Raw genomic sequence first — 26,861 nt, forward strand, 5'->3', positions numbered from 1 at the left:
ATTCAGACTATATTGTTAACTTTTGGTTAAAAATAATCTTGTTAACTAAATTTTGTTATTTTTTTTTATCTATCATTGCTATTTATTCACTGTAGGTAGATTTTTTATGATTTTCTTTTGTCTTTTTAAGAAAGTTTTACAAATTTGTAAACACAAAAATAATTTAATAATAATATGAAGAAACTAACAGCTAGTGTGCTTGTTTTGGTGATCTCTTCATCGCTGGCAGTAGCAAACGCTCAGCAAAAGAAGAGTGATACTGTAAGGACGCAGGATATTGAGGGTGTAGTGGTAACTGCATTGGGGATTAAAAGAGAGAAAAAATCTCTTGGTTATGCCTCACAAGAAGTAAAAGCAGATAAGTTATTCGAAGGAACTACAAATACAGGAAATATAGCTTCACAGCTCTCTGGTAAAGTTGCAGGTTTAAATGTAAATACTACTTCTAATTTTGGCGGTTCTGCCAATCTTGTTATTCGTGGAGTAAAATCTTTGGGCGGCAGTAATCCTTTAATTGTTATTGATGGATCGCCTGTTAATAACTCATCTACTTCCATTGGTAACCAAAATGGAGGTTTCGACTTGGGTAATGCATTGTCTGATATTAATCAAGAGGATATTGAGTCTGTAAATGTTCTAAAAGGTGCTGCTGCATCAGCACTATATGGAGAAAGAGGTCTTAATGGAGTAATTGTAATTACAACAAAAAATGGTAGAGGAAAAGATGATGAATCTTGGGGAATAACCTTATCATCATCTGTTCAGGCAGGATTTATAGACAAGTCTACTTTTGCTAAGTATCAGACAAGATATGGGGCGGGCTATCAGCCTTCTTTTGAATATGGGTCCGCTGCTGATGGTACCGATTATGTGAATTTTGGTGATGATGCTTCTTGGGGCCCAGAATATAATCCTAATCTATCCGTATATCAATGGGACTCATTTGATCCTACATCTCCGAATTATAATAAAGCAACCCCTTGGGTAGCTGCGAAAAATGGACCTCTTAAGTTTTTTGAGACACCAATGTCATTTGTCAATTCCATTTCCTTATCGAAAGGAAGAAAAGGATTTAATTTTAATTTAACTTATGATAATAATCTTTCAAATGGTCTTCTCCCTAATTCGGAACTCAGAAAAAATACCATTTCAACAAAAATTAATTATGATTTAAATTCTAAATTGCATGCAACGGTCTATTCAACTTTAACTCTTCAGGGAACAACAGGGAGAACAGAAACAGGATACAATGATAATATTGTTACAGGTTTTAGACAATGGTGGCAGACAAATGTAGATTTGGAGGCTTTAAAAAATGCTTACTTTAATAATGTTGGAAATCCTACTGTTGCTAATAATTATGGAAATGTAACATGGAATAGGGTAAGTGGTACTAATGGTAAACCTGCATTTTGGAACAATCCATATTTCCAGCGTTATCAAAATTATTCTACAGATGATAGAACACGAACTTTTTCATATGCGCAATTAACTTATGATGTTGATAGTCATATAAATGTAACAGGTAAGTTGAGCTATGATAATACGAATCTTCTTTTTGAAAGAAGATTGGCTATTGGATCTTATCCTCAAAATTTTGGAATATCAGGTAAAGCAGTTGGTTCCGGATATCACAGATATGATTTAAGAAGAAGTGAGACCAATTATGATTTATTTGCAAATTATAAATATGATCTTACTTCATGGCTGAATTTAAGTGGTATTGTTGGAGGAAATGTAAGAAGAAATCACGAAAGTTCTATTGAATCTTCAACAGAGGGTGGGCTAATTAAAGCAGGATATTATTCTCTTGATAATTCAAAAGCACCACTTTTAAATCCTGTTGAATTTGAGGCTACTATACAAACGAATAGTTTATACGCAACAGCTTCTTTCGATTTTAATAAGATTTTCTATTTAGATGGAACAATAAGAAGAGACGTAAGTTCTACATTACCAACAGGAAACAATAAATATACCTATGGATCAGTATCAGGATCTGTAATTTTATCGGAAATTCTCAAGTCTCAAAAATCTGTAATGAACTTTTGGAAAATTAGAGGTAATTTTGCAGAAGTAGGAGGAACTGCTGAACCATATCAATTAAAATATACCTATTATACATCAGGTTATTTTAATACAGGAAACGGTAACATTAACATTTACAGGCCACAAACAATTTTAAAAAATGAAAATTTAAAACCACAGCGTTCAAAAGAATTTGAAGTGGGTACTGAAGTTCATTTTTTTAGAGACCGAATAATTTTTGACGCAGCTTATTATGATACAAAAACATTTGATCAATTAATTACTCCTGATATCTCAGCTGGTTCAGGCAGTTTGGGAGCAGCTATTAATGCAGGTCAGATTAACAATAAAGGGGTGGAATTACATTTAGGAATTAATCCTATAAAAACACAGAATTTTACATGGGAAATTGACGCAAACTGGGCAAGAAATAGAAGCAAAGTAGTCGAATTAGCTGAAGGTTTGCAAGTGTATCAATTGGTAGGTCTCGTAGGAGGTGCTTCTATTGTTGCTTCCGTAGGCAACCAATGGGGAGATATTTATGGAAGTGATTATGTATACTTAAACGGACAAAAAGTTGTTGATCCTGAAACTGGACTATATCAGACTGAGAGTAATAAAGTAATAGGAAATGTACAAGCAAAATGGACTGGAGGGTTAAGGAATTCATTTAGATATAAGGATTTTTCTTTAAGCTTTTTAATTGATTTTCGTCAAGGTGGAGATGTATTCTCTTCTGATATGTATTATGGCCTTGCCAGTGGATTATTTCCGGAGACAGCTGTAGATGGATACAGGACCAATATACCAACTTTAGCAGGCGTTAACCCAAATGGACAATTGAATACCACGCCTGTAAATACAGATGCAATTGACCCTAATGAATATGGAAATAATCCAAATGATGGTTACGCTATTGCTCCTGATAGAAGATTTGTGTATGATGGATCTTTTATAAAACTAAGAGAGGCAAGTATTACTTATTCTCTTCCAAAAAGTTTATTGGCCAATACATTTATGAACGAAGCTAAAATTTCAATAGTTGGAAGAAATCTTTGGATAATCCATAAAAATCTTCCTTACGCAGATCCGGAATCATCACAGATGGGAGGCTTATATTCATACGGATCATCAGTAGGATCTTTACCTACAACCAGAGAACTTGGAGTAAATTTCACGTTTAAATTCTAAAATTTAAGATTATTAAAATGAAAAACTTAAAAAAAATATTATACGCGGGGGGTATTGTTGCTTCGTTATTTATGTTTAACTCTTGTCAGAGCGATATTACATCTTTGAATGAAGATCCAAAACATCCATCAGAAGTACCATCAGGAAATTTGCTGGCTACCAGTATGTATCAAGGCTTTTATTACATGTATACCGGAAGTGTGAACTTTAATAACTATCGTTTTTTTGTTCAGCAATGGACTGAAACTACTTATACCCAAGAAACAAATTATAATTTGATAACAAGGGCTCAACCTCGAAATCATTTCAGAAGAATGTATGTATATACTTTAGCCCCACTGGAACAAGCAAAAAGAGATCTTCCACAGGAGATTAATGCCGATCCTCAAGTTACTGATAATAAATGGGCGACGTTAGAGATTGCTTCTGTTTTTGTTTGGGAAAATATTGTTGATACATATGGTAATGTTCCTTATAAAGAAGCATTACAGGCTGAAACAATTAAGTCTCCTAAATACGATGATGCTAAAACTATTTACTTAGATCTTATTTCCAGGCTAAATGCGGCAATAGCAAGAATCCATTCTACTAAAGCAGGCTATCCTGAGGATTTAGTTTATAAAGGGGATATGACTAAATGGATTAAATTGGCTAATTCTATAAAATTGAGACTAGCAATTAATCTTGCAGATGTTGATCCTACAACATCTAAAACTGCAGCCGAAAGTGCCATTAGTGGAGGAGTATTTACATCCGCATCAGATTCGTATTCGTTAGGATTTGATGGGAATACTTTTACTAATCCATTGTTTGATGATTTAGTTGCTGCAGGAAGGAATGATTTTGTTCCTTCCAAAGTGATCGTTGATCCAATGAATGCAAAGGCGGATCCAAGAAGAGCGGCTTACTTTACACAAGTTGGAGGCATCTATAAAGGCGGAACATATGGTACTCAGAATTCTTTTGCAGGTAATTCTCATGTGAATCCTAATTTTTTAACAGGAAATGCGCCTGCTAATTTATTCAGTTATACTGAAGTTTTATTTTTAAGAGCCGAAGCAGCTCAAAGAGGCTATAATGTAGGAGGAACAGCTGCTACATTATATGCAAATGCAGTGACAGCATCAATGTTAGAAAACGGAATATCTGCAGCAGATGCTGCAACTTATGTTGCAGCAAATCCATATAATGCAACAAACTGGAAGCAATCAATAGGTTATGAGGGTTGGATAGCTATGTGGAATAACCCTTTTGCAGCTTGGAACTTTACAAGAAGATTGGACTATCCGGTTCTTGAAGCTCCACCGTCATCATACATTGGAGGAATTCCATACAGAATGCCATATTCTGATCAAGAATATGTGACAAATAATGCAAACGTCTCTGCTGCAGCTAATGCTATCGGTGGAGATAAAGCAACTACTAAATTATTCTGGGATATTAATTAAATCAATATTTCAACATTCATATTATACCGCCTTCGGGCGGTTTTTTTATTTCCGTATATTTGCAGTTTAAATGGAAGAATGGGAATGTTCTTTAAAAAATAACAGATAATGAATATTAAAAAGATAATAGAAGAAAAACTTTCGGAGGTTATTTTAAATGTTTTTCAGCTGAAAGACATTCAGCTGGAAGTTCAGGAAAATAAAACGGAATTTGAGGGAGATTTTACGATTGTGACTTTCCCGCTGGTGAAACAGCTGAAGAAAAATCCTGAAAGTATTGGGTTTGAATTGGGTGATGCGTTAACGCAGCAAACCAATCTGCTGGAAAGTTTTAATGTAGTAAAGGGTTTCCTTAACGTTAAAATCAAAAACCGGTTTTTTGTCGATAATTTTCAGGGGATTGCTGAAAACTTCGATACGGTAGAGAGACAAAATTCTACGGTGATGATTGAATATTCTTCCCCGAACACCAATAAACCGCTGCATTTAGGCCATGTCCGGAATAATTTATTAGGTTTTTCGGTAGCTGCGATCTTAAAAGAAGCAGGTTATGAGGTGATCAAAACCCAGATCATCAATGACAGGGGAATTCATATCTGCAAGTCGATGCTGGCCTGGGAAAAGTTTGGCAAAGGGGAAACACCTGATGCAACGGACACAAAAGGGGATAAATTCGTTGGGAATTATTACGTGAAGTTCGATCAGGAATATAAAAAAGAAATTTCAGAACTGGTAGTTCAGGGAATGACTGAAGAGCAGGCGAAGAAAGAAGCTCCGCTAATGAAAGAAGCCCAAAAAATGCTTCTGGATTGGGAGAACGGTGACGAACACGTAAGAAATCTCTGGAGCGAAATGAACTCCTGGGTATATAAAGGATTCAATGAAACCTACACCAGACTCGGCGTTGATTTTGATCAGGTACAATATGAAAGCAATACTTATATTTTAGGAAAAGACCTTATTCAGGAAGGTTTGGACAAAGGGGTGCTGTACCAAAAAGAAGACGGTTCGGTTTGGTGTGACCTTACGGATGAAGGACTGGACCAGAAATTATTGCTGCGTTCGGATGGGACTTCCGTATACATGACCCAGGATCTGGGAACTGCCGTCGAACGTTTCAAGCAGAATGATATTCAGAAACTGATTTATACCGTCGGAAACGAACAGGATTACCATTTCCAGGTATTGTTTAAGATCTTAGGAAAGTTAGGGTATTCCTGGGCAGATCAGTTGTACCATCTGTCCTATGGAATGGTAGAATTACCGAACGGAAAAATGAAGTCCCGTGAAGGAACAGTCGTAGATGCTGACGAGCTGATGCAGGAAATGTATGAAGCTGCAAAAACAAAGACCATAGAATTAGGAAAACTGGAAGGGCTTACGGAAGATGAAAAAGGAGTTTCCTATGAGATCATCGGCCAGGCCGCCCTGAAATATTTCATGCTGAAGGTAGACCCGAAGAAAAAAATGTTATTCAATCCGGAAGAGAGTATCGACTTCAACGGAAATACAGGACCTTTCATTCTTTATACTTATGCCAGAATCCAGTCTTTGTTGGGTAAAGCGGATTACCGGCACAAAGATATTGCTGATGTTCAGTTGAATACTCAGGAAAAGGAACTGGTAATGCTGCTGGCCAATTACAAGCCTACAGTTTCAAAAGCTGCAGAACTGTTAAGTCCGGCCCTGATTGCGAATTATCTGTATGACCTGGTAAAAGCCTATAACTCTTTTTATCAGAGCAACCCGGTTTTGAAAGTGGAAGATGAAAAGATAAAGCAGATCCGGTTGAATTTATCAGACCTCACGGCAAAAACCATACAGAAATCTTTAGGTCTACTGGGAATTAAAACCGTAAACCGGATGTAAAAATAAAAAAACCTTCAGTATTCCTGGAGGTTTTTTTATTTTTTAATATGGATGTAATAATTTTCAATTCATTTTAATTATTTCAGAATTGGGTTTTGATACTGACTGACTGACTGACTGACTGACCTGCAGCCTATAGCTACCCTTCTTCCTACCTAATTATCTGGATTACATTTTTTCCTTTTCCATTTTCTCTTTTAAGCTGTCCTCATATAATTTTGCCTCACTCCATTGGGCATGCTGTGAGGGAATGATCCTGAATCCCTTACGCTGTGCATAGACTTTGGTATATTCGGCGCCGAAGAAGACCAGCATGCAGGAATAATTAATCCACAACATGACCAGAATTATCGTTCCGGCCGTTCCGAAAGCTGAAGTCGGCTGTGCTTTGCTGAAATAGAGACTTAAAAGGAATTTTCCCAGGGTAAACAGGACAGCCGTTAAAAACGCACCGTTCCAGACTGGTTTCCATCGGATCCTGACATCCGGAAAAAATTTAAACATCAAAGCAAACAGCAGCATGGTAATCAGAAAGCCGACACTGAAATTAATAAACTGTGCCAGAATATAAGTTTCCAAACCGAAATAGGCCGTAATCCAGTTATTCAGAATACTGATAAGCGAGGAAAGCAACATGGTAACCATCAGTAAAAATCCGATAATCAGGATTAATCCCAGGGAATTTGCCCGATCGACCAGGAACTTGACAAAAGCTTTTTTAGGAGAGGCTTTAACCTCCCAAAGATTATTGAGGGAATGCTGAAGCTGGAAAAACAGGGTTGTAGAACCGAAGACCAGTGAACCGACCCCAATAATTTTCATAATGATATTTTCCTTATCGATTAAAGCTCCGGCAATCATATCCTGTATGCTTTTGGCAACATCCTGCCCCATAATCCCACTGATCTGACTGCTGATTTCCCCACGGATGGCCTCTTCACCGAAAAAATGTCCGGCAATCCAGATAATGATGATCAGCAGTCCAGGAATGGAAAAAATGGCATAATATGCAAGGCTTGCCGAATCATTGGATGCGGAGGAATTATTCCACTGGGTAAAAGTTTCCTTCAGGGTTTCCCAGAAAAATTTGATACGCTTCATCATTTTGTAATCATTTATTTAGAAAGGATATCCAATGGCAATATTTAAGATAAGATTATCTTTCCGCCAGTTTGAATCTCCGAAATTAATTCTGTCAAAAGCCCACCGGTCGCCTTTTTCATAATAAGGAACCCTCAAAGGCATCGCCAGATCCAGGCGTAAGATTAAAATCGAAAAATCAAGCCTTAGACCAACGCCGGCTCCTACAGCGATTTCACTTAAAAAGTCTTTGGAAAATTTTGCTCCCGGCCTGGCTGTGTCTTCATTGATCAGCCAGACATTTCCTGCATCTGCAAAGACAGCAACATTCAGGAACTTATATAGATTAGCACGGTATTCGGCATTCAGTTCGAGCTTTACGTCACCCGACTGATCAAAATAGTATCCTTCTTCAATAGTCCTCGGATCAAAGCTTCCGGGACCCAAGGTCCTAGCACGGAAAGCCCGTACACTGTTGCTTCCTCCGGAGAAAAACTGTCTGGAGAAAGGAATGTGTTCCGAATTTCCATAAGGATAGGCAATGCCGGCAATAGCTCTTGTAGCCAGAGAGGTCTTTTCACTGAATTTATGGTAAAAGCGGAAGTCGTTTTCAATTTTCGCAAACTGGCTGAACGGGACGCCGAAAATGCTTTTCTCCTTATCTTTTTTTACATTAGCGCCGGTTAAAAGACCGGTTAAATTACCTGCAAGGTCCAAAGTCCCTTTATAATAAAAAGTATTAGCCTTTGGAAGCATCGTATTGGTATATGTATAAGAATAGATGGGGCCGAAAATTAATTGTCTTTCAACAACTCTTCTCATAGCATCATTCTTAGCTGCTTTTTCTTCGTATAAAGGCGTGATATTAGCCGGGGAAACATAGGTAATATCCAGGATCTTAAGATCGTGTTCCTTTCTTGCATTCTCTTTCCATACGTATCCGAACGAGCCGGTAAAGGTATTCAAAGAGTAATATTCCGTTCGGTTTTGGAATTCGTAGCCCAAAGAAATATTGGTTCTCGGTACAAAAGCACTGGAGGAATTGAACCTGAACGGTGCTACGATCCTCGGAATGGAAAGCTGCGCAGTGGCTCCGGTCCTGAAAATATTTTTTGCGTTCTCCGGTCCGCCGATCTGGAAATCAAAAGCACCGTATACCGAGGCTTTAAACTGCTCGGCACCGCGGAAAAAGTTCCGGTGGGTCCAGTTGAGGTTCACTTCGCTTCCGGCATAGTTAGCCGAATTCGTTCTTCCCAATGTTTCCAGACGGAGCGACTGCAGCTGTCTGGGAGTCAGTAAATAATAAGCATCAAACTTATGCTGTAAAGAATCCGAAACGATAAATTCATTTTTCACAAATTTAAAAACACCCAGACTGATCAAGCGGTTCAGCGTCAGGTTATGATTCGTCCTGTTGTAAAGATCTCCTGTTTTAAAGTAAAGGGCCCGGTCGAAAATTTTCGGTTTGAATTTATGTTCGGGATCAATGACGTAAATATCGTTGTGCTGATACTGCTGAAGTGAATCTGCATTCATCGGCACATGATATTTTCCCTTTTTTACATCCTGAAGGTTATAATTAGGGAAAACAATCACTTTATCAATACTGAATTGTTCCGTTGAAAGATCAGGCGTGTTGTCTTTCAGTTTGACATTCAGTTCAACTTTATGGTTCTTGCTTACCGTACTGTCGGCCTGCACGATAATATTGTCCGGATGGAAGTAATAGAATCCTCTTTCCTTTAGACGGTTGTCAATTCTTTCCCGTTCCGATTTAATCACATCCAGATCAAAAGGATTTCCTGTTTTCAACAATGTTCTGTCTGAAGTATTGCGGATTTCCTGATTGACCAGAGAAGAATCTTTCTGAAACTTTACCTCGCTGATCAGGTATCTGGCTCCCGGTTTTACGGTGTAAATAACTTTTGCTTTCCTGTTTTTAGAAATGGTATCGTAGGTTGCCCGCGCATTGAAATAGCCTTTGTTTTCAGAATAATTTTCAATAATATCCTTATTGAACTCACGGTCTACATCGCCCAGCAAGACAGGTTTTTCACCCACTTTATATTTGAGCCAGTAGTTGAAGCCTTTTTCCTTTTTCGGTTCTTTGGCAATATTGTAAAAATAAAGTTTAGGCCGTAATCCTAAAAACGATGAATTGGGTTTGGGCGTAAGATTGGCCTCAAGGGCACTCTGAAGATCCTTCTTTTCTCTTTTGGGAAGGGTATCGTTTTCAATTTTTACTTCCGCACCGGTATACAGCATCTGTCCTTCTTTCAGAAACCTCGTATTGCTGCAGGAAAGTGCAGCCGAAGCCATTCCGAAAGTAAGTAAATGTCTGAAATAGGTCTGATAATTTTTTTCCATTATTTAAATTCTACAACCTGGTTTTGCTTATTTTTTTTCTGTTCTTTCTGCCTGTTGTTTTTCGATCTTTGAAAGATTTCCCGGAATTTGTCGTAATCCAGTGTGATGATGAATCCTAACCCGGTTTCTACGATCTGTCCCTGTAGAGCTACCTGGTATTCGTTCTTACGATAGGCACGGAGCATATATCTTTCGTCGCGGGAAAGGCTGTAATCTACTGTTACATCACCCGCAATATTCGTCATGTTTTCGTTCTGACGGGCTTCCCCTTCAAGGGCAAAATTACTTCCTACCGAAACTTTCAGACGGTCGTTCAGCAGTTTTTTGCTGAGCCCGACATTCAGATCCGTTCTTGTATTTTTGTTTCCTGTGGAATAATCCTCGGAAGATTCAAGGTCGAAATTAAGATCTACGCCTTTGATCAGATCGGAGGCCAGATTATTCAGCTGCTGTGAAAGGATCTTGCTCACACTCTGGCGGGCCAGCATTTCCCCGGACGTTCCTGCTCCGGACTGGAACGGGTTTTCCCCGATAAACCGGTTCAGAAGCAATAAGGCAAAAACCTGTTTGTTCATTTCAGATTCCTGGGTTCTCAGCTGAGACAGTTTCTGGTCGACAATATCCGTTACATTGGAAGAAACCGCATTGTTTTTCTCATCAGTGGTAATATCGAAAGTAATCACAGGCTTCAGCAGTTCCCCTTTCATGATCAGCAGTGTATTGAAAGGAATCCTTTGTTTGAACTGGTTTAAAGTAGAAGCAGATTCACCGCTGATCTGCTGTTCCACCAGGTCGATCGGCGCAGTCTCTGTTTTATAGACGGCAGTAATATCAAGATTTGCAGTGGTCGGTTCTCCGGTCCAGGTAATTGTACTTCCTTTCTGGATATCGAATTTACGTTTAAGGACACTTACCGTCATTTCATAGCTTCCGGATTCTACTTCATACACCCCGACCAGAGTGGTCTTTCCTGAAGGATCCACGCCGCCTGTCAATTCCGCTTCTCCCTGAAGTTTCACAAAATCCCCGTTGGCTTTATCGATCAGCAAAGATAATTTTGCTTCTTTGCTGAGTTCAATATTCACACTCACATCCATCCCTTTCATACGGGTTTGTGAACTGAGGGAGTCTGCCTTGATGGTTTTGTTCAAAGCTACCTGATCCTGATCAATGAATTCCACGATTCCTTCTCTTTCCTGCAGGGTAGGGGAAGATTGCGGAAGGACAAACGTAAAATCCGTATCGTCTGTCACCGCCAGTCTTCCGTCCACTTTTGGCAGATCCAGATTTCCTCTGATCCTTAAACCGGCGTCGATAGACAGAACACCATACATAAGGGCTTCATTCGATTTCTCGGAATTTACCACCTTGAAATCTTTCGCATTCAGGTCCAGATTGAAAGCAAAATCCCTGTAGGTTTGCGTTAAAACCTGACCGTCGATATTCAGCGAATTTCCGTCTTTGTCATTGATTTTAAAATCGTTGAATTCAATTCCGCGGCTGGTAAAATCAATTTCATCGTTCAGTTTCCTGAAATCACTTCCCGTTTTGGCAATTTCAAGACCCGCATCATTAAATTTAACCTTACCTAAAATATTCGGTTGGGCAGTTGTTCCCGTGATTTTTAAATTTCCGGAAATATAGCCTTCGGTATTGGTGATCGCATTCATCGAGAATCCCTGTACGGATTTCATCTGAAGCTGGTTAATCGCCATATTCATATCAAAACTGCTGGTAGACGTATTATAATCGCCGAGAATTTTTACATCGTTGTTGTTTCCGGAAAGGGCTATATTGGCATTCAGGAGATTGGGTGAAGTATTATTCACTTTTACGGCAAGATTTCCGACAGCATTTCCGTAAACGATAAGATCCGAAATATTTAAATCCGAAGTAAATGTCATTTTCCTGGTTAAATTTCTCAGCTGTGCGGTTCCGTTGATCGTTCCTCTGGCCAATACCGTATCTTTTTTGATCAGTTCCGTAATGGTTTCGATCTTAAAATCTTTTAATGAAACATTCAGCGGTGCATTCGCAGTTTGGCTTTCCGACTGTAGCGAGATTTCACTTCCTGCATTGGAGAGCCTGAAATTATCTGCCAGGATTCCGTTTTTGCCGATCTGTATCCTGTTGTTTTCGGCAACGGTCCAGTCGGTATAATTTAATTTTAAACCATTAGGATTTAATGAGATTTCGGTAATGTCATTTAGCGATTTCGCATTTCCTGCAATCAGGAACTGGGTCACATCTTTATCATCTTTCGTCGTAATATTGTAATTGATGGTGTTGTTGGCGACATCTCCGACAATACCGATTCTGTTCAAAGCAAAACTTGAGCTTTTCAGTCCGCCGACATACAGGCTGTACTGCAAAGCCTGATTCTGATTGGTCACTTTAATGGTTGCATTTTCAATGGAATTTTCACCGTAGAGCACCTGCGGGATCTGCCCGTCGATCTCTATCTTCTGTGAATCGGCATCGTAGTTTCCGTTAAGGCTGATGGTTTCAAAACTTTTCAGTTCCGGTACAAACTTCCGGATCAGATCATCATTTTTGATTTTTGCATTAAAAGTGAAGAACTGTCCGCCCTGGATTTTCTGCATTTTCCCCGGTTTCTGGAACTGATAATACTGGTTGACGGTATTTGATAAGGCTCCGAAAATCTGGGTCAGCTTATATTTCCCTCTCAATTCTACATCGGCAATCTGAGAATTAAGAACAATATTGGTAGAATCCTTGGTGGAAGAAGCTTTCAGATTGACTTCCTGGATCGGGTAGATCTCTTTCGTATCTGAAAAAGCAAAATCTTTTAAATTCAGATAGCCGTTCAGATTATCCGGATCAAGATTTTTGAAGTCCCCATCGATTTTCCCGGCAAGGATCATCGGGTCTTTGTAAAACCCTAATCTGTTTAAATCTAACTTATTGATATTTCCGTTGATTTTTACGGTGGGATTTTTTTCATTATAAACCCCGGAAGCCGTTAAAAATAAATTGGCGTTCGGATCTTTGGAATTTAAAATGACATTGTATACACCTCTTCTTATTTTCCCGGTCAGGTTCATATTCCGGTAACGGTATCCTTTATATACGGCAGAGGCAACGTTTCCTTTCAGATCGGCGTTGGCATTTTTGAAATCGAAACTTTCTCCTTTGGCATAAATCTGTGCAGAAATAGGCCCGATATCTTTATTCCGGATAATTTTTCCGATCTGCAATCCCTGAAGATTGGCCTTTACGGTATACAGCTCCCTGTTTTTTCTCCGCATATCCAGGTTGGCATCTACAGAGGCATTTCCAAGGGTAGAATAAAGGTTCAGATTGGCATTTACTACTTGGGTGCTTCCTTTTGCAGTTCCTTTAATGCTCATCTGGGAAGGCAGGGAAATATTGGATGGAATGGTGTTTTTAGGAACAATGTTAAAGATGGTCCTGGCGGAGGAAGACAATTCGGCAATTCTCAAATCATAGTACAGATTGTTGGGATTCATTGCGTTTTTTACCCTTCCTGAAGCGGCAACCCTTAGCTGATCCAGTCCGGAGACTTTAAGATTATTGATCAGCAGATCATTCACACTTCCTTTTACATTGGCATCCACATTCACGATGGCATTCGGATATTTATTGAATGGAGCCGTATTTCTCAAGGTCGGCACAAGGTTAAGAATGTCGGAGAATCCGATTCTGGAATCTTCGATATTGGCAGAAATCTGTACGGCACCTAAGTTGGAACTCAGTTGTCCGATGGAATTGTAATTTAAGACAACCTCATCACGCAAAACGGTTTTCGGGGTCTGCAGATAAAGGTCTTTTAAGTAAGCTTCTTTCTGATTGTAAACAAAGTCCGTATTGAATTTCTGAATATTTAACCCTCTGGCTTCCTGGATTTCTGCTGAATTGACACTTCCGGCGAAGGTATTGTCCTGCATTTTGAAATCTTCCACTTCGATATTCAGCTTTGAAAAATTCAGGTGGTTAAAATCCATTCCCTGTCGTGTCGGGGCAATGGCGGTATTGTTGTAGGCCACTTTTACATCGTTCAGCACCAGCTTTCCAAGCAGTACGGCCAAAGCTTTCTGCTGGTCTGCAGTTTTTGAAGTTTCAGGCTCTTGGGTATCTTTTGGGTTAGCATCTTGAGCAGGAAGATATAAGTTTGCATTGATGTCTGCTCCGGAAAGGAATACGTTACCGACATCATAAGCATTATTCTGAAGATCGAGTTTATTGACTTTCGTACTGAGCTCTTTAAACAAAACCTTTGCAAATGTTTTGGTATTATCGTCACCGTAATCGATATTAAAGTTCGTCAGTTTAATCCCTCTGAGACCAAGCTGCATCGGCTTTTTATTGTTCAGGGAATCCACTTTCTTTTCAACCTTATCGGAAACCTCCTCGATGAGGTCCTGTTTCAGCTTCAGCTTTAATCCGTCCAGATTGATATCGTTGACGGCATATTTATTATTCTGAAGGTCGAAAGTCTGTACCCGGGTATCGAAAGATTTGAAATAAACCTGAATGTCGTTCCTCGACTGCTGATCGTTGAATGTAATCCCGATATCTTTTAATTTAATTTTATCTAAAGAAATAATAAAAGGCTTTGACGGGCTTTCCTGTTTGTCTGTAGTGGCAAATGCATCAAGAATATAATCGAAATTAAAGGTGCCGTCAGGTTTTCTCACCACATTGGCCCTTGCACCCTCAAGGTCTACCGAAGTAATATCTGCCGTAGAATTGATGAGCTTCATCATATTCAGGCCGACGTCCAGCTTTTTTACCGCTAAAAGGGTATCAATATTCTGGCCCTTTAAATACAGGTTTTCCATGATAAGGCTGTTCGGAAATCCGATATAGACCCTTTCCAGGCTGACTTTGGTTTTAATTTTCTTTTCGAGATAGACGACCAGCTTGTCTTTTACAAAATTCTGAACGGCCGGAAGTCTTAAACTAAGGATAAGGAGCGTTAAAAATACCAGAATGGATATAATGGCAATTAAAAAACGCTTTAAGAGTTTTCGGGTGTTGATTTTCAGTTTCAAAATGTGATTGGGTTTAAACAAATATAATGATACTTTCTGTACTGTTTAAATGTTATGGTACCCATTGGGAATACAAAAATCCTGCCTTGACTGCCTGCTAATGGAATTTAGTTTAGTTAATTGTCAAGTGAATCTGTTGATGGAGGCAGTCAAAGCATGGATTTGGTCTTAAAAGCCCTCTTTTTTAATCATTTTTTCTGTTGAAAAGGTTGCATAAAATGAAGTTTAATTTAAGAAAGAGGGCATGGCATGGTTTATATGTTGAGATAAAAATGTTTTAATCGTTTCCGTTTTGCCACTTCACGTCGTCTCCCTGCGGTGCGGCACCGCCCTGTGCTAGGGTAATCGGCGGATTTTCCTGGTTGATGTGGTAAATGTAAGCGGCAATTTTTTCGGCATCCCTTCCGGTAATGGTCCCTTCTTTAACCATGGGGCGCATGGCCGGATTGTTTGGCGAACCGTTTTCCAGCATCCAGATCACGTTTTTAAAAAGGCTTTTCTGTCTTACGTTGATCCAGTGGGTGTCGGTTAAGTTCGGGCCGATCCCGCCTTTCCCGTTTTCGCCATGGCAGGTAACACAGTTGGTTTTGAATAATTCCTGGCCTTCTGCGATATTATCTGCACTGTATCTGGCATTTTCCAAAGTTACCTGGGGAGCAGTCTTTTCAAATTCCGCGATGGAAGCCAGCATCATTTTGGTATCGCTGTTGAGCTCGGCGTCCGGATGCGCATAATCGGTGAAGGCAAAAGCCGTCAGGTACACCACACAGAAAATACAGCCAAAGTAAAATAAGCCGATCCACCATTTGGGAAGCGAATTGTCGAGCTCTGTAATCCCGTCGAAACCATGATCGATAAGGATGTCTTTTTCCTCCGTCGCCGACTGTTTCCTAAAGGCCGAGTTCCACAGTTTCTGAAAATAGGGCGTGTTTTTATTTTTTATAAATTCTGCTTTTTCTTTATCCGAAAGTTTCTTAAAGTTCTCATTTTCGATCAGATCCCCGATAGAATTCATAATAAGAAGAAGGATAATCGCTACGAGCATCAGTCCCCAGAAAAAAGGTGAAGAAAAATATCCTGAATCGGGGGCGAACATTTCAAAAGCCATGATCGCCAGACCTACCGTAACGAGGATATAGATGGAAATGGGTGTTCTTGTTTTCATGTTAAATCATTTAAAATTATTCAGCACTGGCGGTTTTGATCTGGGTGGTTTTGATGTCGGTCCCCAGTCTTTGGAGATAAGCGATCATCGCTACGATTTCTCTTTTCTCCAGCGGAACAAACGCGGTTCCTTTTGCGGTTTTATCTTTTTCGATCTGGTCTTTGACGTCTTTTGCTTCGGAATAAATTCTTTTCACGATACCGCTGGCCTGGCTGTCTGCCCATTGGTTGGCGGAATCGATTTCAGCTTTGGTGTAAGGAACGTCGAAGTAATTTTTCATCAGCTTCATTTTATTTACCGTCTGGGTCCGGTCCAGCGTATTGCTGATCAGCCAGGGGAAACGCGGCATGATGGAACCTGCTGAGGTAATTCTCGGGTTGTACATGTGTTTGAAGTGCCAGGAATCCGGGTTTCTTCCGCCTTCCCGCTGCAGATCCGGACCTGTTCTTTTGGAACCCCAAAGGAAAGGCCGGTCGTAAACAAACTCTCCTGCTTTGGAATACTGTCCGTTTTTCCCTTCAAACCGTACGATTTCATCACGGAACGGGCGGATCATCTGCGAGTGGCAGGCATTGCAGCCTTCACGGATATACAGGTCTCTTCCTTCCAGTTCCAGCGGCGAATACGGTTTTACGGCGGTAATCATCGGAACACTCTGTTTTAAGGTCAGGGTCGGGATAATTTCCACCATCCCTCCGATGGCTACGGTAATGAATGCAAGGATGGCCATGATTCTCGGGGTTCTTTCGATCCATAAGTGAAGTCCTTCGCCTTCTTTTCTTCCCGAACCGATTTTGGCCAGTGCCGGAGCTTCCGCCGGTACGTCTTTCTGGAACGAACCTGCTTTAACGGTTTTAAAGACATTCACTGTCATCAAGATCGCCCCTGAAAGATAGAAAAGTCCTCCTAAAAACCGCAGTTTGTAATAGGGAATAATCGCAGTTACGGTATCCAGCCAGTTTTTCCAGACCAGGGTTCCGTCCGGGTTGAACTGCTTCCACATCAGGCCCTGGGTGAATCCTGAAATGTACATCGGTACGGCGTAGAAAATGATTCCCAGGGTTCCCAGCCAGAAATGCCAGTTGGCTAATTTTTTAGACCAGATTTCCGTTCTCCACATCACCGGAATCAGGTAATAAACGATCCCGAAGGCCATAAACCCGTTCCATCCCAAAGCGCCGATATGCACGTGGCCGATGACCCAGTCGGTGTAATGTCCGATTTTATTTAAAGATTTGGTGGCTAAAAGAGGACCTTCAAAAGTCGCCATCCCGTAACAGGTAACGGCTACGACGAAGAATTTCAGGATCGGGTTTTCCCTTACTTTATCCCAGGCTCCCCTTAAGGTAAGAAGCCCGTTCAGCATCCCGCCCCATGACGGTGCGATCAGCATAATGGAAAATCCGGTTCCCACCGCCTGGGCCCAGGCCGGAAGCGCAGTATATTGTAAATGGTGCGGTCCTGCCCAAAGGTAAACGAAGATCAGCGACCAGAAGTGAATGATGGACAGCTTATAGGAAAATACAGGCCGGTCGGCAGCTTTCGGTAAGAAATAATACATCAGACCCAAAACCGGAGTCGTCAGTACAAAAGCTACGGCATTATGGCCGTACCACCACTGCACCAAAGCATCTTTTGCTCCTGCATAAATGGAATAGGATTTCCAGGTAGTGAAAGACAATGGGACTTCCAGGTTGTTGAAGATATGAAGCATCGCTACGGCCAGCCAGGTTCCCATGTAAAACCAGATAGCTACGTATAAATGGCGCACCCTTCTTTTCGCAATGGTTCCGAACATATTGATCCCGAAGATCACCCATGAAACGGTAATTAAAATATCGATCGGCCATTCGTGTTCTGCATATTCTTTGGAGGTATTGATTCCCATTAAAAAAGTGATCACTACTGAAACAATCATGATCTGCCAGGTCCAGAAGTGGATCCAGGATAGAGTATCGCTGTACATTCTGGTTTTCAGCAGCCGCTGCATGCTGTAATAAGCACCGCAGAAAAAGGAGTTGCAGACAAAAGCAAAGATCACGGCGCTGGTGTGCAGCATCCTGATTCTTCCGAAGCCCATGGCGCCCTGTGTATTGATCAGTCCCTGGATATTTCCTGAGGTTAAACTTTTAATGGTGATGTCATCGGTTCCGAACAGAAACTCCGGAAGTTCGGGATAAAAAAGCATCAGGGCGGCGGTAAGTCCGAGTAAAAAGCCTACCAGGCCGAATGCAATGGTTGCATAGAGGAATGCTCTGACAATATTATTGTCATACTTAAATTGTTGCGTCTCCATAATTCCTATGTATTGTACTGAGGTGATATTTTTCCCTGAAAGCAGAAATTTTATGATAAATTTTTAGCCCAAATCGTCAGAAAACAGAAATATCATGCAGTGTCGTAATGTTTTGACAAAGGTATTCACTAACTTTGTGGAAGTCTAATAGATATCCTTCTAAAATATACCGAAAACTACTAAAATGAAAGAGCTGAATATATGCGGGCAGAACATCAGGAAAATCCGGCGGAGCAGGGATCTCACGCAGGAATACATGGCTTTTGAGATGGGCATTTCCCAGAAGGCCTATTCGGATATTGAGAATTCCAAGGTGAAGATCAACCTGGAAATACTGACTAAAATTTCTGATATTTTAGAAATCAAACCTTCCGATATCTGTAGCATTTCCCACAAATGCGGCAACGATTTTGAAGACAAATACCATGACCTTGTTGCGTATATGAAAAAAAGCGGAATTGAGGTTCCGAAAGAGCTTTTGTAACCAGTTAGAATTTATATCGCAGATATTTTCATTAACATCCTTTAACTTTTACCGGTCTTTCCTATCATAACAGTATCATTGATTTTTCATTTTTCAATGAATTAATTTATTAAATATAAATTCATATTTTCACCGACGATTAATTTATACGATATGATAAGATTGCTTTTACTATTTTGCTTTACACTTCCTATATTGGCTGTATGCCAGAAAATCGGAATAAAAAAAGACCGGGTTCTTTACAACGAGAAGGAAGTGGCCGTGATAAAATCGCCTTACCGGAACCATTACGAAGTATATACCCTCGATGATAAAAAAGCTTTTGATCTGGACCTGAAAGGAGTGGCACTGAGCGGACAGGAAATTTTATATTACCTGGATATGAAATCCGCGGATGGACGGACTACCCAGATTCCTTATGAAGTATTGGTTACTTCTTTCAAGGTAGACCGTATTATTGCCCATCAGCTGGGGGTAAAATATAATTTCTTTACCGATAAAGGATTAAATACGGAAGAGATCAACCGCTTCTTCGATGTGAAGCGTGAAAACCTGGGCGATAAATACCTTCAGGCCAAAGCCGGAAGCATTGCCGCGGAGAACGACCGCCAGAGTACGCTGAGTAACATCCGCTCGATCTATAATCCGAGAATCGGCTCGAAAGGGGAGATCCTGGTAAATAACGGATCCTATCCGGCGAAGATCATCGGCTATTCGTCAATGTTCAACTGTGGCTTCAGTTCTGCAAACCCCTGCCTGGAAGTGCGTGACCTGGACGGGATCCGCGTAGCTACTTTGTACCAGAGCAACCGGGGTATTAAAACCTACATCGTAAAGACGTTCGACAACAATGAATTTACTTATCCTTCCCCAAGGACGTATGCGCCTTCGGATTATGCTTTTATGAACGAATTCGTTACTTATCTTTTCGCGGAAGGCTATACGCTGGGACATCAGGCTTACCAGAAAAACCAGGAACTGCAGCAGGCCAAAATAAAAGATGCCGTAGACCGCAGCATCAACCTGTATGATGTTCCGGGATATGTGGTGGACCGGTCCGGCAAAAAGACCGAAGGCCTGATTACCATTTGGTTTGAGCAGCTGGATACCGAAAGAACCGGACAAAAGCTGCCGGCGGAAGGCGCGGATCTGTTTGGCCAAAGGATGACGCTGAAAACCAGCCTGCCAAGAGGAGTGGGAACAAAGACGTACAACGCGGATTCGGGGATCCGTTTCTGTGTACCGTATAACGGCGGTGAAGACTGTTATTACGGACTGGATGTAAAAGGCGAACTGATGAAAAAGCTTCAGAACTACGGAGCGCTTCACGGCAACAACTATTATTTCTACCGTTTGGTGGCAAAAGAAAATAAAATCATGCTCCTTCAGGATCCGGTGGAACTTCAGAAATATGTGATCAAAACCGACATTCAGCCGAAAGGGCAGATGATCGATAACCGTTCCAGTGAAAAGCTATCCTTGAAACTGGCCGATTACCTGAAAGACTGCAAAACGGTTTCTGAAAGTTTAAAGAACGACAACCTGGATCTCAAAAACCAGGAAAACCTGATCGGAATCATCACCGAATACAGCAAGTGTAAGAAATAAAGCGGATTAAAGGCTTACCATAAGGCGGGGCAATCAAATTTGAATTTGATTGCCCCGCCTTTTTTTATGCCCATGACAGAAATTTTTTAAAAATAAATTTTAATACGACGAGTTTTGACGCTGCGCCCAAATACTTTTGTTTCAGAAATGAAAAAAGGGATGGGAAAAAATGAAGGGGTATGAAATTTTTTAAAAATAGATTTTAATGCGTCGAGTTTTGACGCTGCATCCAAATACTTTTGTTTCGGAGATGACACAGAGGTAGCAAAATGAAGGGTATAAAATTTTTTAAAAATAAATTTTAATGCGACGAGTTTTGACGTTGGGCCCAAATACTTTTGTCTCAGAAATGACAGAGCATTAAGTAACGAAAATTAAAATGCCTGTCAGATAAAATTTTTATAGTCAATTGGCCGATTGATATTGTTTAACCAAAACTAATAAACCATGAAATAGATGATATCGACATCAAATTCCGACCACGGAATTTCTACAACAAGCAAGCTTTCCCGGAAAGCTATTCAAAAATTATTTAACACCAAAAATTAACACCAAATGCCACAAAATACGACACAGGCATCAATGCCCACCTCTTCAGACAGCAAAGGTCTGAATGTACGGCCGGACCTTCTGCCGGAGTCTTTTTTCTTTCTGGAAAAGGGAAATTCATTCTTGCAGGGTACAGCAGATAAGTTTGGATCCAGCGGTAGTGTATTCAGGACTACTTCCAGAATAAACAGCTATAACGGCAAGATCTATACGATTTGCCAGGGACAGGTTTTTTTACAGCCTTGCGGAACCGACACCACTAAAGTAAATGTAATCCTGAAGCCTTTCAGTCAGCCGATCAAGGGTCTTGCTATTAAATATATCATTTACAGAGGCCTGAAAAGATCAGATTTCTTTAGTGGAAGCAATAACGTTATTAATGGACTAGGAGTAACAGGCTTTGTAGATGTCATCAGGAAAGAATTTACAGCCCTTTACAATATGCTGGGAATTTCAGAACCGACATTTACCGCGCAGTTTATCGGATTTCCGACAGGAACTTCTCAGTCAGCAGATGATCTTATTGATGATTACTTCCTGAAAATCTCCAAAACGCAGACCACCGGAAACACAACAACTGAAACGGAACCTGCAAAAGCATTCGAACTGCCTATGATTCCGAGAGGAACCCACCTGGGAACCGTGAATGGAAGTATGGGTATCGATATCGTTTTAAATGAAGGAGATTATACCATTGCCAATGATCCCAACCCATTTAAGTTGAATCTTAATTTTGCCCGTAATCCGGATCATGTTTTAAACCAGGCTTCGGGAGCGAATGATTTCCAAAAGAAACTGATCCGCGAAACGGCTACCCAGTTCCTTGATATTGCCGCTTTCTATGGCTTACATACCCAGGGAAAAGGGAAAATCCACATGAGTGATCATTCAGTCTTGCAGACAGTGGATCAGATCGCCGGTCAGATTGCCTCTTTTGCAACCGCTCAGACTACCTACCTGTATATCCAGGGCAGTAGACAGAGGTCCTATAATTTCTACGGCAATCACAGCTTCGAGGGAAGCACGAACAATATGAAGATCGGAACGGCAGCCAATAACCTTTCCCTGCAACAGTTTGAACAGGGATGGCCGGTAAAAGAGCTCAATGCGCAGCCGTCGCTGGTGATTCAGCTGACAACCGACAACAACGATGCCGCAGCGATGTATGTAAAACAGGGCGTTTTGCATACCGATACCGATAATGAGGATTATTTTATCCGGGGGAAAAACCTCCTGCAGGAGGCAGGTACCGGAATCGATACCAACTTCACAAAACCGATCACTTTCAGCCTGAGCAGAACCAGCGGAAATAAAGCGGTTGCTTCGTTTATACAGCTGATTTATGAAGGGAAAACCTTACAGATTACTTCTGAAACACCGGGTGCCAATCCGGGGGATCCTGTTGTAACCACCAGTTACGATCTGAAGGATATTGATGATGTTTTTGGATTGATCAATGTAAGTCCGCAAATTGAAAGCAGAAAGCCCGAAGAGCTGGCTTATGTGATTGACCAGAACTTGTTATTGATTGATTTCGAGAATAAAGCAGGTAGGAAAGATATTGCAACAATTACTACGAAGAAAGTAGAAGATCTGATCATGAAAAATGATACGGAAAGTCTGGAAAGAGTAACTTATGAAACATTACTGCATAACATCCGGCAGAGTACGGGAAGCTTTTTTGAAAGTAGATCTGCATATCTGGATAATTCCAATGGCGGAACAATCATATACAGTGATAAGAGAAATAATTTTTATCAACTTGCTTTTCCATATTATTTGCAGACAGAAAAATATTCAGGAGCGAATGGGGCACAATTTACCGGAGTATTATTACGTATGGATAATGACACATTACCAAGCAAAAAAATTTTGGGAATCACTGAAGATGAAAATAATAGAATTAAAACTTTAATTTCAGATAAACTTCTGAATAATTCAAAATTTTATTTTAAGAATGAGCTTGAAGATGAAAGTGCTTTTTATCAATCCTCCGAAGGAATAGAGTACAAAAAATATTTTCTGGCAGTATTAGGAGAAAATCAAGAAGGAAAACTCACTATTGCTTTTCCTGATACTCCTGTATATGTAACGACTATAGATGGCCTTGCGGTCTGTTCAGAGGAATATGCCATATGCCTACCAATTATAAACAATATTAATACAGAACCCATTAATTTAAAAATCTTATAACATTATGGAAGCATTATTTTTAGCAACCAGAATTGCTGTAAGAAAAGAAGGTAAAACGCCAAATGGAGTATCATATGATCTTTTGCCTACCGGAATTAACAATACATTTGTATTAACTCCAGAGGGGCAAGTACTCGAATTTAAAATTCAAAAAAGTCCAACTACTTTTCTTACCTATATTTACATTGGTTATGAACTTATTCTGGATACAGATAAACTATTATTAGCAGATAAAAAAAAATATAAATTCGGACAGTTTGGTGGATTTTGTTTGAATACAGTATATGAACAATATAAAAACTTTAAGTTATCACTGGAAAAATTTTTACAGAGCGATAATTGGTTTGATAATAACTTTGAGTATGCACAGAATTCGGATAGTATAATAATAGATAGGCTAGAGTTTGATGAACCATCTAAATATTATAAACAAAAAAAATATTTTTTAACGATTACAGAACCGGACATGGACTTTTTTTCGCCGAAGAAATATACGGATTTTGTATTAGACCGATCTGAAAATTTATTACCAACACCATCAGGAAGATTTTATCAAAAGAATATTCCTGCTATTGACAGCGAACCAATTAAAAAACAACGTTATACCAAAACGATCACACTTATTGCCTTTCGTGCGGATCTTATTTGTAGAGATATTTTTGGAGTTCTCTCAAAAGAAGATATTTCTATTATTAAACAAGCTGTTTTCAAAAAATATAAACAAGGTGACAGCTTACAATATAATAGCCTTTTGAAAATTGATCAGATCATTGGAGAACTATTAAAAGATTGGGGATACATAGATCAGGTGGAACCTACTTATATTTTTGAGGGTAAATCTTGTGAGTTTGCAGAAGCTTATTATAATTCGATGTCAAGTTTTTATAGTTCACTGAAAGGGGCTGATAAAAATACGTATTTTGGATATGATAGCCACAATAATCCCTTAGATTTTAATGGGAGACCTATAACTAACGATGGAATTATACAACCGGGAGGAGCTATTGGACAGGCTACTCAACAGGAAAAAAATAAGGCAGATAACGAAAGGAGAATAAATATTTTATTAAAACATCTTACAACTGCGGGAATTGGTTTATTAGATTATGACACAAGGTTAGGCTTTGTTGCTGATGTTCTTAATAAACCTTCATTACCAAAAGAAAGTGGAAGCGAGCTTACCCAAAATAATATTTTAAAAGTTATTTCAACGTTTGCAAATCCAGATGATGCAGATCGTTTTTTAAATTATCTTTTAAAGAAAAATAATGGGAATGTACTGAATTTTCAAAATCTTTATTATAAAATTATTGAATATATCATTGAAATAGAAATCCCGGTATTGGGCATTCCGATAGGAACTAAGGAAAGAAGCAAAAAAGTACTGGTTTATACCCTATTTACAATATGGAATTATTCTAAGTATAATCCCAGCTATATTCCTGCTGGAGTACTACCGAATTCAGAAGGACTTAATCCAAATAGTTTCTTTTTAACGACTCCGGGAAAATATTATTTCGAAAAACAAAATGGAGAGCCTGCAACAGATAAGAGTCTGGAATTTGAAGCTATTGAAGTAGGGCAAGATGTCATATTTAATTATTATAAAGTTGATAAAGAATTTCATGAGGAAAAAATTCGTATTAAGAAATATGAAGAAAGAATTTATAGTACTCAGGAAAAAGTTACTGATTTATGGTATCATCTTTATCAGCCGATATTTATCATGGGTTACCAAAATGTGGAATCAGACAAAAAAGAAAAATTCTGTATACCTGAATTTCCAAGAGTTCCTGCGTTTATGTTCTTCTACTTTAAAGAACTTGAAGAAAAGAAAAATACGAATGCCTTGATTAATCTGGGAGTACAGGTCACTTCTGATCTCTTATTGATGTATTTGACAGGAGGAGCTTCTGAATTATTAGAAGTGAGATATCTTAAATATTTATCAGAATCAGGAAAAATTCTTTTAAACCCAAATCTTTATAAAAACGCAACCAATGTAGTCAGATTATGGAACATTGTAAATACATCTGAACAGATATCTTTCATTGCATCTACATTTGCAAATTTTGCAACCTATCTGAGTGAAACCTCCAATAATCCCAAAGACCAAGAGTTTTACGATAGAATGAGAAATTTAGCATTTTTGGTGATGATAGGAACAGGTTTCGGATCATTAATAGCACAAGGGAAGGCTGTAAAAGAAGCGGATATCATTTTAGGGATGTTAGGCTCATCTGAAGTTACTGTTATACTAAATGAAGACGCTAAAAAGTTTTTGATATCTCTTGCACAAACAGAGAAATACTTGGAAAGTATTATAGATAAGATTGAAGATACTTTCCGTCCAACGACGGGAATTGATGGCACCCCCCTACTAAACGCAGTTCAAGCTTTAACAAAAGAACGAAAGATTGCTTTTTATTTTGATTTTATCCATTTGGGAAAAGAAGATCTACTTAAAATGGGAAAGGTTGTGAATGGAGAAGTTATTGCTGTATCGAACTGGAAAAAATTATTAGCAGTAGGTTCATCTGACCGTAATATTATAGCTGTCATTACTAATACTTCAAAAACTGATTTGATGGAAAGGTTTTATAAAGAAATTCCATTAAAAAAGATTCTTGAAATATCGGGATATGATAGAAGATGGAATTTTTTGAATAACTTTAAAAATGTAAATTCTATAACTTTTAATAGAGTTAAATTTTATCCAGAATCTATTGAAGTTTTTTTCAGATATACTCCTATATCTCAAAAGTTGTTAGGTGAAAATGCAGATATATGGATGAAGTATTTTGAACTGAGAACGTTATTGAAAAACAAAAGTTATAATGAGATATCTATATTGTTTAATAAGCCAATAACAAATGCATATGTAAGAAATGGATATAGATATGTCATAGACCTATTAGATCCCATTGAGCTTCCATATATTGATGCCGGAATAGACATGGCCATTCCAATAGCAAATCGTACTGATGATGTAGGTACAATTGCAAATAAATTAAATATTTCTGAGCATATAATTCAGAGAGCAAAAAAACACTTTTTCATTGATGAGCATTTTATTCTTAATCCTCAGGAGGGCTTACAACTTGGGCGATTTGAAAGATCAACGGCTGATTGTGAAGAATGGCTTAAATTTGTTAATGATCCATTAAAAGATATTTCAGATGTAGAAATTATAAAATTTAAATGGTTGATAGCTCATGAGTATATAGAATCTAGACTTATGGAAAAAGGGATGAATTTTAGAAGTTTTATAAATACTGATCATAGGCTCTCATATGATACTGGAGCTCATTTTGAAAGCATTAATATGAATGCGTCTTATAAGTATGAATATTATGATTTAGGGAAAATAACGAATGCTGCCTTACCGAATGCTGACTTATCAAATTTAGATTTTATAGTGAACCAATTAATAGAAATTAACAAATTAAAATAATTATAATGCAAGATCAGTTTAATAAAATACTACAAGAATTTTTACAGAATAAATATATTACAAATAATAAAGTAAATACAGCAAGTGTATTAT

Annotated in this window: 12 protein-coding genes; 7 read left to right on the top strand and 5 right to left on the bottom strand. The window is 39.1% G+C overall.

What is annotated here, in order from left to right:
• Positions 1-174 precede the first annotated feature (174 nt).
• From FY557_RS18225 to argS, 3 genes are all read left to right on the top strand, one after another.
• Positions 175-3,219, top strand: a complete 3,045-nt coding sequence (locus FY557_RS18225; protein WP_149248666.1) for a SusC/RagA family TonB-linked outer membrane protein — start codon at positions 175-177, stop codon at positions 3,217-3,219.
• 17 nt (positions 3,220-3,236) lie between these two features.
• Entirely contained in the window at positions 3,237-4,667 is a 1,431-nt protein-coding gene (locus FY557_RS18230; protein ID WP_149248667.1) for a SusD/RagB family nutrient-binding outer membrane lipoprotein, read from the top strand.
• 108 nt (positions 4,668-4,775) lie between these two features.
• The gene (gene argS, locus FY557_RS18235; protein ID WP_149248668.1) at positions 4,776-6,536 is read left to right on the top strand and encodes an arginine--tRNA ligase; all 1,761 of its coding nucleotides are present in this window, start codon (positions 4,776-4,778) and stop codon (positions 6,534-6,536) included.
• A 168-nt stretch (positions 6,537-6,704) separates the two neighbouring features.
• Here the strand turns inward: argS and FY557_RS18240 are convergent, their stop codons facing one another.
• From FY557_RS18240 to ccoN, 5 genes are all read right to left on the bottom strand, one after another.
• Positions 6,705-7,640: a YihY/virulence factor BrkB family protein gene (locus tag FY557_RS18240; protein ID WP_149248669.1), complete on the bottom strand. Its 936-nt coding sequence runs from the start codon at positions 7,638-7,640 to the stop codon at positions 6,705-6,707.
• 15 nt (positions 7,641-7,655) lie between these two features.
• Positions 7,656-9,983: an autotransporter assembly complex protein TamA gene (locus tag FY557_RS18245; RefSeq protein ID WP_149248670.1), complete on the bottom strand. Its 2,328-nt coding sequence runs from the start codon at positions 9,981-9,983 to the stop codon at positions 7,656-7,658.
• Positions 9,983-15,019, bottom strand: coding sequence for a translocation/assembly module TamB (locus tag FY557_RS18250; protein ID WP_149248671.1), 5,037 nt, complete (start codon positions 15,017-15,019; stop codon positions 9,983-9,985). Before FY557_RS18250 ends, FY557_RS18245 begins: the two co-directional genes overlap by 1 nt.
• A 277-nt stretch (positions 15,020-15,296) precedes the next feature.
• The gene (locus FY557_RS18255) at positions 15,297-16,184 is read right to left on the bottom strand and encodes a cytochrome c (RefSeq protein ID WP_149248672.1); all 888 of its coding nucleotides are present in this window, start codon (positions 16,182-16,184) and stop codon (positions 15,297-15,299) included.
• 16 nt (positions 16,185-16,200) lie between these two features.
• The gene (gene ccoN, locus FY557_RS18260; RefSeq protein ID WP_149248673.1) at positions 16,201-18,480 is read right to left on the bottom strand and encodes a cytochrome-c oxidase, cbb3-type subunit I; all 2,280 of its coding nucleotides are present in this window, start codon (positions 18,478-18,480) and stop codon (positions 16,201-16,203) included.
• A 184-nt stretch (positions 18,481-18,664) separates the two neighbouring features.
• On the opposite strand from ccoN, the gene FY557_RS18265 reads away from it, so the two are divergent.
• The 4 genes from FY557_RS18265 (at position 18,665) to FY557_RS18280 (ending at position 26,768) form a co-directional block, all read left to right on the top strand.
• Positions 18,665-18,964 carry a helix-turn-helix domain-containing protein gene (locus FY557_RS18265; RefSeq protein ID WP_149248674.1) on the top strand — a complete coding sequence of 100 codons (300 nt, stop codon included), beginning with the start codon at positions 18,665-18,667 and terminating at the stop codon, positions 18,962-18,964.
• A gap of 153 nt (positions 18,965-19,117) precedes the next feature.
• A complete protein-coding gene (locus FY557_RS18270) occupies positions 19,118-20,572 on the top strand; it encodes a hypothetical protein (RefSeq protein ID WP_149248675.1) in 1,455 nt (484 codons plus the stop codon).
• A 555-nt stretch (positions 20,573-21,127) separates the two neighbouring features.
• Positions 21,128-23,314 (top strand): hypothetical protein, encoded by a 2,187-nt coding sequence (locus FY557_RS18275; protein ID WP_149248676.1) that lies wholly within the window; start codon positions 21,128-21,130, stop codon positions 23,312-23,314.
• Positions 23,315-23,318: 4 nt separating this feature from the next.
• Entirely contained in the window at positions 23,319-26,768 is a 3,450-nt protein-coding gene (locus tag FY557_RS18280) for a hypothetical protein (protein WP_149248677.1), read from the top strand.
• Positions 26,769-26,861 lie beyond the last annotated feature (93 nt).

Source organism: Chryseobacterium sp. SN22, assembly GCF_008329705.1.
Classification (GTDB): Bacteria; Bacteroidota; Bacteroidia; order Flavobacteriales; family Weeksellaceae; genus Chryseobacterium.